The sequence below is a fragment of the Clostridium sp. ATCC BAA-442 genome (assembly GCF_964239415.1).
GTDB lineage: Bacteria > Bacillota > Clostridia > Oscillospirales > Oscillospiraceae > Flavonifractor > Flavonifractor plautii.
Map to the genome: position 1 here is coordinate 16209 of NZ_CAXSQB010000006.1, position 8174 is coordinate 24382.

At 61.3% G+C, this 8174-nt stretch carries 11 protein-coding genes; all 11 read right to left on the reverse strand.

What is annotated here, in order from left to right; all coding sequences use genetic code 11:
• Window positions 1-160: 160 nt before the first annotated feature.
• The 11 genes from ACESY8_RS04055 to ruvC all read right to left on the reverse strand — a co-directional run bounded on the left by ACESY8_RS04055 (window position 161) and on the right by ruvC (window position 8081).
• Complete coding sequence (locus ACESY8_RS04055; protein WP_007487893.1) at window positions 161-889, reverse strand: YebC/PmpR family DNA-binding transcriptional regulator; 729 nt, start codon at window positions 887-889, stop codon at window positions 161-163.
• 74 nt (window positions 890-963) lie between these two features.
• Complete coding sequence (locus ACESY8_RS04060) at window positions 964-1761, reverse strand: Nif3-like dinuclear metal center hexameric protein (protein WP_498794645.1); 798 nt, start codon at window positions 1759-1761, stop codon at window positions 964-966.
• Complete coding sequence (locus tag ACESY8_RS04065; RefSeq protein WP_054339238.1) at window positions 1749-2462, reverse strand: tRNA (adenine(22)-N(1))-methyltransferase; 714 nt, start codon at window positions 2460-2462, stop codon at window positions 1749-1751. The genes ACESY8_RS04060 and ACESY8_RS04065 overlap by 13 nt, the downstream gene beginning before the upstream one ends.
• 64 nt (window positions 2463-2526) lie before the next feature.
• Window positions 2527-2733, reverse strand: a complete 207-nt coding sequence (locus tag ACESY8_RS04070) for a DUF1858 domain-containing protein (protein ID WP_007487899.1) — start codon at window positions 2731-2733, stop codon at window positions 2527-2529.
• A 138-nt stretch (window positions 2734-2871) separates the two neighbouring features.
• Complete coding sequence (locus ACESY8_RS04075) at window positions 2872-3150, reverse strand: zinc-ribbon domain containing protein (protein WP_007487901.1); 279 nt, start codon at window positions 3148-3150, stop codon at window positions 2872-2874.
• Between the two features lie 71 nt (window positions 3151-3221).
• Entirely contained in the window at window positions 3222-3857 is a 636-nt protein-coding gene (locus tag ACESY8_RS04080) for a sigma-70 family RNA polymerase sigma factor (RefSeq protein WP_054339239.1), read from the reverse strand.
• A 69-nt stretch (window positions 3858-3926) separates the two neighbouring features.
• Window positions 3927-5285, reverse strand: coding sequence for a phosphoglucosamine mutase (glmM, locus tag ACESY8_RS04085; protein WP_054339240.1), 1359 nt, complete (start codon window positions 5283-5285; stop codon window positions 3927-3929).
• 23 nt (window positions 5286-5308) lie between these two features.
• Window positions 5309-5773 carry a YrvL family regulatory protein gene (locus tag ACESY8_RS04090; protein WP_009256843.1) on the reverse strand — a complete coding sequence of 155 codons (465 nt, stop codon included), beginning with the start codon at window positions 5771-5773 and terminating at the stop codon, window positions 5309-5311.
• A gap of 11 nt (window positions 5774-5784) precedes the next feature.
• Window positions 5785-6843: a Holliday junction branch migration DNA helicase RuvB gene (ruvB, locus tag ACESY8_RS04095; RefSeq protein WP_007487905.1), complete on the reverse strand. Its 1059-nt coding sequence runs from the start codon at window positions 6841-6843 to the stop codon at window positions 5785-5787.
• A 78-nt stretch (window positions 6844-6921) separates the two neighbouring features.
• Window positions 6922-7527: a Holliday junction branch migration protein RuvA gene (gene ruvA / locus ACESY8_RS04100; protein ID WP_024724075.1), complete on the reverse strand. Its 606-nt coding sequence runs from the start codon at window positions 7525-7527 to the stop codon at window positions 6922-6924.
• Window positions 7528-7541: 14 nt separating this feature from the next.
• On the reverse strand, window positions 7542-8081 hold the full coding sequence (ruvC, locus tag ACESY8_RS04105; protein WP_007487907.1) for a crossover junction endodeoxyribonuclease RuvC: 540 nt from the start codon (window positions 8079-8081) through the stop codon (window positions 7542-7544).
• Window positions 8082-8174 lie beyond the last annotated feature (93 nt).

Below are 8174 nucleotides of genomic sequence, written 5' to 3' on the forward strand. Positions count from 1 at the left end.
GGGGGGGGGGGCCGTTTTTTTCGGACAGGCAACACCTGAAACGCTTCTGGAACCTCTTGAAGTTGCATTGCGTCAGATGGCAGGTCGGATTTTCCTTGGTAAAGTTATGAATAAACAGGAGGTCTGGACAAAGCCAGACCTCCGTTTTGAATGTCTGAAGTTACTCCTGATCCCAATTGTGCCAGACGTTCTGTACGTCGTCGTTGTCCTCCAGCAGATCAATGAGCTTCTCCATGTTCTTGATGTCGTCCTCATTTTCCAGCTTGACATAGTTCTGAGGCACCATCTCCACGGCGGCCTGGACGAAGGTATAGCCCTTCTCCTCCAGGGCGGCCAGCACGGAGCCGAAAGCATCGGGGTCGGTGTAGACCTCAAAGGTCTCCTCCTCCACCTGCATATCGTCCGCGCCCGCATCCAGCGCGTCCATCATCACGGTGTCCTCGTCCAGATCCTCTTTCTCGATGATGATGACGCCCTTGCGGTCAAAGGACCAGGACACGCAGCCCGTAGCCCCCAGGCCCTTGCCGTACTTGTCCAGCAGGTGGCGCACCTCGGGAGCGGTGCGGTTGCGGTTGTCGGTCAGCGCGTCCACGATTACGGCCACGCCGGAGGGTCCATAGCCCTCGTACACCACGTTCTCGTAGCTGTCGGCATTGCCGGAGCCAAGCGCCTTGTCAATGGTACGCTTGATATTGTCGTTGGGCATGTTGGCGGCCTTGGCCTTGGCAATGACGGTGGCCAGGCGGGAGTTGTTGTTGGGGTCGCCGCTGCCGCCGGTCTTGACCGCCACGATCATCTCACGGGCGATCTTGGTAAATATCTGAGAACGCTTGGCGTCCGCCGCGCCCTTGGTCTTCTGAATATTGTGCCACTTGGAATGTCCTGACATATTGATTCGTTCCCTTCCTGCAATCGAAAATCAGCGGAACTAGTCTATCACTATTTGTGCGTCTTTGCAAGCCCTTACAGGTATAAAAAGGCCTCCTTATGGCGGCTCGTGGAAAGAATCTCCACCTGTGGGAAGCCGGCGGCCAGCCATTTGGCCAAAACGGGGCACACCACCTGCTCGGTCGGATAGTGCCCCGCGTCAATCAGATTGACTCCCAGGGCTTTGGCGTCCAGGAAGCCATTATACTTCACGTCGGCGGTGACAAAGGTGTCGCACCCCAGGGCCAGGGCATCCCGCAGCAGGTCGGCGCAGGCGCCGCCCCCCACAGCCACCCGGCGCACCGGGCGGCGGGCGTCCACATAGCGCACGCCGTTGGCCCCCAGCGCCTCCTTGACGAAGGCGGCAAAGGCGGGGGCATACATGGGGGCGCCGGTGGTACTGCCCACCCGGCCGATGCCGTAGGGACGCCCGGAGCCATCCACCCCGTCCTGATGGAGCTGCTCAATCTGCACCAGTCCCAGCTTTTGGGCCAGGGCGTCATTGACGCCCCCCGACACCGCGTCCAGGTTGGTATGGGCGCAGATGGCGGCGATCCTGTGCTCCGCCAGCGCCAGCAGGACCCGTCCGTCCGGATCGCCGTCCGTCACGGATTTGGCCGGGCGGAAGATCACCGGATGGTGGGATACGATCAGCTCAGCCCCCAGCTCGGCGGCTTCCTCCGCCACCTCCTCCGTGATATCCAGGGAGACCAGAATCTTTGACACGGTCCGTTCTCCCCGGCCTACCAGAAAACCGGCGTTGTCAAACTCCATTTGCAGAGAAAACGGGGCCAGTCCGTCCAGATATTGATAAATCTCTCTCACCGTTGCCATGACAGCCACTCCTCCTTCATGTCCAATAGTCCCTGATGTACCTGTTCCAGCTCTGCCAGGCGGGAGGCATCCTCCGGACGTTTGGACCGCTTCAGCCCTGCTATCGCGCGCTCCGTTTGCCGCAGCAGCCGGTCTAGGTAAGCCAACCGCAGGGGGGAACCCTCTCCCCTGGTCTGTCGCCCCGCCCACAGCTCCGCCGGGGTCAGCTCCGCCATGGGTCCAGCGTACACCTCAAAGGTTGTGTAAAGGGTGTCCCCCTCCCGGCTCAGCAGCTCCCGTCGGATGGTATAGCCGTGGGCCTGAAGCCAGCGGCGCAGGAAGGGCTGGGCGCTCATGGGCTGGAGCAGAAGCAGGCATTCCCGCTCCCAGGTCCACGGGGCCGCGGCCAGAATGGCCGCGATGGTCTCGCCGCCCATCCCCGCGATGGCAATGGTATTAACCTCATCCGGCTGTATCCCGGACAGCCCGTCGCACAAGCGGAAGTCCATCCGGCCGGTCAGGCCGTATTTCTCCGCCGTGCCCCTGGCCCGCTCCAGCGGCCCCGGCCGCAGATCCGAGGCCACTGCCCCGGTAATCCTCCCCTGCTGCAGCAGCCAGACCGGTAGATACGCGTGGTCGGTTCCTACATCGGCAAACCGCGCCCCCCGGGGCACCAGCTCGGCCACCGACCGCAGACGGGGCGTGAGTTCAACGGTTCTCATCGGCATCACCTCATGATAAAAAAGGCGCGGCCGGAGGGCCGCCCCTTTTTGGTTCCGGAGTCTTTTACTGCGCGGCGGCCACACTGGCATTGATCTTGGCCAGCAGCTCCTCCACCTCGACGCCGTGCACCATGCAGGCCTGCTCCACAGTCTCACCGCGGGAGGAGGGGCAGCCCAGGCAATGCATGCCGATGGACAGGAAGATGGGCGCGGTCTCAGGCGCAATATCCAGGATGTCGCCGATAATCGTATCTTTTGTAATCTGAGCCATAGGTGTAATACCTCCAAAATTCTAGGATATTAGTAGTATATCCTATTTTTCTGATTTTTTCAAGACACAGTTTTCTTTTCCCTAACATCAGCGGACAAAAAAAGGACGCCCCTGTGGGCGTCCTTTTCAAGTTGGCTGTTAGCCCTGCTCGCGCATACGGGCGAAGCAGTCGCTGCAGTACACGGGACGGTCGGACTTGGGCTCGAAGGGCACCTTGGCCTCGCCGCCGCAGGCAGCGCAGGTAGCGGTGAAATACTCGCGGGGGCCACGGGAAGCGGCCTTGCGGGCATCACGGCAGGCCTTGCAGCGCTGGGGCTCGTTCTGGAAGCCGCGCTCGGCGTAGAACTCCTGCTCACCGGCGGTGAACACGAACTCCTGGCCACATTCCTTACATACCAGAGTCTTGTCTTCGTACATGATTTTACCCTCTCTTTGCTTTGTTGCCCAGGTCCGGATGATCCGATTGTGCTGGGTCAGTAATATTGCGTTCAGCTTACGCTGACATCGCCAGATGAAGATTGCTGTGCCAACTTGCGCCGAATGCGCTGGACAGCGTTGTCCACCGATTTCGGGGACTTATTTACCTCGGCTGCGATTTCAGAATAGGACAGACCGTTCAGATACAACCGAAGTACGCTTGCTTCGAAACCGGACAATTGGCCCATCAGTGTTTCCATCCGCTCCCGGAAGGACTCCCGGCTGAGGAATATCTCCTCCGGGTCTTCCACCTGCCGGCCTGGCGCATGGTAGGCAAACCGATCTCCGTTCCCGCTAAAAAGAGGGGTTTCGAACGAGACTGAGTTGTTCAGCGGTGTGTGCTTATCTCTCGCTGCTGCTTTTATCACAGAGAACAGGCGGTTCTTGATACAGACCTCCGCATAAGTGCGAAATACAGCCGCTTTGGAGGAGTCATACTCTCGGATCGCGGCTAACAGGCCGACCATACCCTCCTGAATCAGATCCTCACTGTCGCCGCCCGCCAGAAAATAGGGGCGTGCGCACATCCGCACCAAGCGGTTATAGCGCATGACCAGACGCTCTTCCGCCACACGGTCGCCGGAGGCGGCCAAACGGCACAGCGTTTCGTCCGTGAGTTCCTGAAAAGGAATATGATCTGGTTTCATACCGGTTCTCCTTATACATTATACGCGGATAATTCTGGATTTGTCAAGCTTTTGCGCAAAAATTTCCCGTTAAGATCCATGATTTTTTATTACATTTGCCAAAAGCTCCGCTGTCTCCCGCGCTACAGGCTCGGTCTGAGCCTCCACCATCACGCGAATGAGAGCCTCAGTCCCGGAGGGGCGCACCAGAACACGACCGTTTCCGGCCAGCTTTTCCTCCTGCTCCGCCACGGCGCTTTGAAGCGCAGGGGCCGACAGGACGGCCTCCTTCTTTGCCTTATCGGCCACCGGCACATTGATGAGCACCTGGGGATAGCGTTTGCACTCCCCTACCAGCTCGGAGGCTTTCTTGCCGGAGCGGCAGAGCAGATCCAGGAATTGCAGCGCGGTGAGCTGGCCGTCTCCGGTGGTGGCGTAGCGCCGGAAAATCGTGTGCCCCGACTGCTCGCCCCCGATGACATAGCCGCACTCCTCCATCTTCTCCAGCACGTTGCGGTCGCCCACGCTGGTGCAGAACAGCCCAATGCCGTGCTCCTTGCAGAAACGGTGCAGGCCCAGATTGCTCATAACGGTGCCCACAATAGCTCCGCCGGCCAGTTCCCCCGCCTCTTTCAGCGCCAGCCCACAGGCGGCGATCACCTGGTCGCCGTCGATCTCCTCTCCTGTCTCGTCCACCATCAAGCAGCGGTCCGCGTCGCCGTCAAAGGCGATGCCCAGATCATACCCGCCCGCCTTCACCATGGCTTTCAACTGGTCCAGGTGGGTGGAGCCGCAGCCGTTATTGATGTTGACGCCGTCGGGATCGGCGTGAATCACGTCGGTGTGCAGGTCGGGGAACCGGTCAAACAGCCGGGCCGCAGTGGAAGAGGCCGCGCCGTTGGCACAGTCCACCAGAATATGCAGCCCCGCCAGCTCGGAGCCAATGGTGGACACCAAGTGGTCGATATAATCCTGGGACTCCTTCTCATCGGCGTAAATCACCCGACCGATCTCCCCGCCGGTCTTGAGGGGCACGGCGATATCGTTCAGCAAAATTTCCTCAATCTTCCCCTCCAGCTCGTCGGAGAGCTTGAAGCCCTGGCCGTTGAAAATTTTGATTCCGTTGTGCTCAAAGGGGTTGTGGGAGGCGGAAATCACGATGCCCGCATCCGCCTTGGTGTCCACGGTGATCCACGCCACGGCGGGTGTGGGAATCACGCCCAGGTGGAGCACATCTGCCCCCGCGGAGCACAGCCCCGCAATCAGCGCCCCCTCCAGCAGATCCGAGGAGATGCGTGTATCCTTTCCGATGGTGAAGCGGGGCTGTCCGCCTCCCTTCTCCCGGGTCATCACCTGCGCGGCGGCCATGCCCACTCGGAAGGCCAGCATGGCGTCCAGTCCGTCGTTGACGACACCGCGGATGCCGTCGGTTCCAAATAATTTACCCATATTCGATAGCCACCTCATTCTTATCAGTTCAGTCGATCGTCATTCGCTTGGTCATGCTCCCCCTCCAGCGGCGTTTTCTTCCGCCGCACCGCCTGTTTCACCGGCCTGGAGAACAGGGCGGACAACAGCCCCACCACCAAAACGGCGAGGAGGTTAGCCTCCACCGGCTCCATAAGCATATCGGCCACCCAAAAGGCAAAGACGGTGCACAGGGCGTCCAGCGGGATGTAGAGGAGATTGGCCAGACGGGGACTGGCCCAGCCGAGCTTGACCAGCGCCTTGGTCAGGCCAGCGGTGAACAGCTCCAGGGGCAGGCCGAGCACCGCCTCCACCAGAACATAGAGCACCAGCCAGCCGAAGGAGTCGCAGCGGACGCCCAGCAGATGCAGCAGCCCGGCGTCCACCAGCACAATTACCGCCATAACGCCCAGAACGAGCGCCGCGATTACACCGCCGCCCAGGATGGGAACCAGGGGGTTCTTTTTCACCCAGCTCCCCCCTACAGCGAGAGCTGCTCCAGTCCGCAGGCCCCGCCGGGCACGGTCAGGCCCAAGTGCTCGTAGGCCCGACGGGTGACACAGCGCCCGCGGGGGGTGCGGGTGAGAAAACCCATCTGCATCAGATAGGGCTCATAGACGTCCTCGAGGGTAATTGCCTCCTCGTTGATGGTCGCCGCCAGGGTCTCCAGGCCCACCGGGCCGCCGCCGTAGTGCTCAATGATGCTGGCGAGCATCCGCCGGTCGACGGCGTCCAGCCCCAGGTGGTCCACCTCCAGTGCAGTGAGCGCCTGGTCTGCCACCGGACGGGTAATCACACCCCCGGCCTTCACCTGGGCAAAGTCCCGCACCCGGCGCAGCATCCGGTTGGCGATGCGGGGTGTGCCGCGGCTGCGGCGGGCGATCTCCATTGCGCCGTCCGACTCTATGGGAACGTCCAGCAGGCCGGCCGACCGGGTGACAATCTGCGCCAGCTCCTCCGGTGTGTAGAGCTCCAGGCGCAGGGTCACGCCGAAGCGGTCCCGCAGGGGTGCGGAGAGCTGCCCTGCCCGGGTGGTAGCGCCGATCAGGGTGAAGCGGGGCAGATCCAGCCGGATGGAGTTGGCCGAGGGCCCCTTGCCGATGATGATGTCGATGGCGAAGTCCTCCATGGCCGGGTATAAAATCTCCTCCACCGAGCGGTTGAGCCGGTGAATCTCGTCTACAAAGAGGATGTCGTTCTCCGCCAGATTGGTGAGCAGCGCGGCCAGATCGCCGGGCTTCTCAATGGCGGGGCCGGAGGTGATGCGGATATTGACCCCCATCTCGTTGGCAATGATGCCGCTGAGGGTGGTCTTGCCCAGGCCGGGCGGGCCGTGAAGCAGGACGTGATCCAGGGGTTCCCCCCGCATTTTGGCGGCCTGGATAAAGACCTCCAGGTTGCCCTTGGCCTTCTCCTGCCCGATATACTCCCGCAGGGTCTTGGGGCGCAGGGAACCCTCGTTCTCGTCATCCCGCGTCAGCGATGTGGTGACGAGCGGCTCCTGGGTCTCAAACCCGGTATCGGAAAAGTCAATGCTCAAGTATGTTCACTTCCTCATTCTGACGTAGATGCGTGCAATAAAAATGAACCGCTCCCCAAGCGCATTTTTAGCCCGACGTTAATTCTTGACCATCCTTTTCAGCGCCTGCTTGATGATCTCCTCCAGGGCAAGGCCGTCCACGTCAATGCCCTTGAGAGCTACGGCAATCTCGCTCTGGCTGTAGCCCAGCACTGCCAGGGCGGCAGCGGCCTCGCTGGACTTGTTCTCCGGGATTACCGTGACGCCGGTGCCGCCATAGCTCTCGCCTCCAGGGGCGATCTGTCCCTTGGCCAGCTTGTCTTTCAGCTCCAGGATGATGCGCTGGGCGATTTTTTTCCCGATGCCCTGGGCCACCGTCAGGGCCTTTTCGTCCCCGGTGATGATGCTCATGGCCAGGGACTCGGGTGTGGCCGCAGACAGGATGGAGAGCGCAGCCTTGGGCCCAACACCGGACACCGAGGTGAGGAGCTGGAAGCAGTTGAGCTCATTCTCCGTGGAAAAGCCGAACAGCTCCATGGCGTCCTCACGGACATTCAGGTGGGTATAGAGCTTGGCCGGCTTCCCCTTTTGCAGATGGGACAGGGTGTTGTTGGTGGTGCGGCAGGCATAGCCCACCCCGCCGCAGTCGATGACCGCCAGAAAGGGGGCCATGTGAGCCACCACGCCGTTCAGATAATAAAACATTGTTTTTGCTTCTCCTAACGCACTTGTTTCCGCACCTCATAGCGCCCGCTGCCCGGGCGGGCCGCGTCGGGGCTCTGAAGGCGGGAGGTAAACGAGCGGGCGTGGCACAGGGCGATGGCCACCGCGTCGGCGGCGTCGTCCGGCTTAGGAACGGCGCTCAAATTCAGCAGACGGCGGGTCATATCCATGACCTGCCGCTTCTCCGCCTTTCCGTAGCCCACCACCGCCTGCTTGACCTGGCTGGGGGTATACTCAAAGATGGGCACCCCCCGGCGCTCCGCCGCCAGCAGGAGAACTCCCCTGGCCTGGGCCACGCCGATGCCCGTAGTAATATTGTTGTTGAAAAACAGCTCCTCCACTGCCATGGCCTGGGGCTGGAATTGGGCCAGCAACAGGTCCATATCGTCGGCGATCTGCCGCAGACGTGCGGGCAGGGGCTCCCCTGCCGGTGTGGTAATTGCGCCGCACTGCACCAGGCGCTGACGGCCACGATCGGCCTCCACCAGCCCAAAGCCCACAATGGCAAAGCCGGGGTCTATGCCTAAAATCAGCATGGTATCCGTTCCCCTCCTGAGTCCATACGAAATTTATTTTACCACGGCGGGCACGGCGGCGCAAGCCGAAAAACGGGGCCCGGCGCAGCGCGC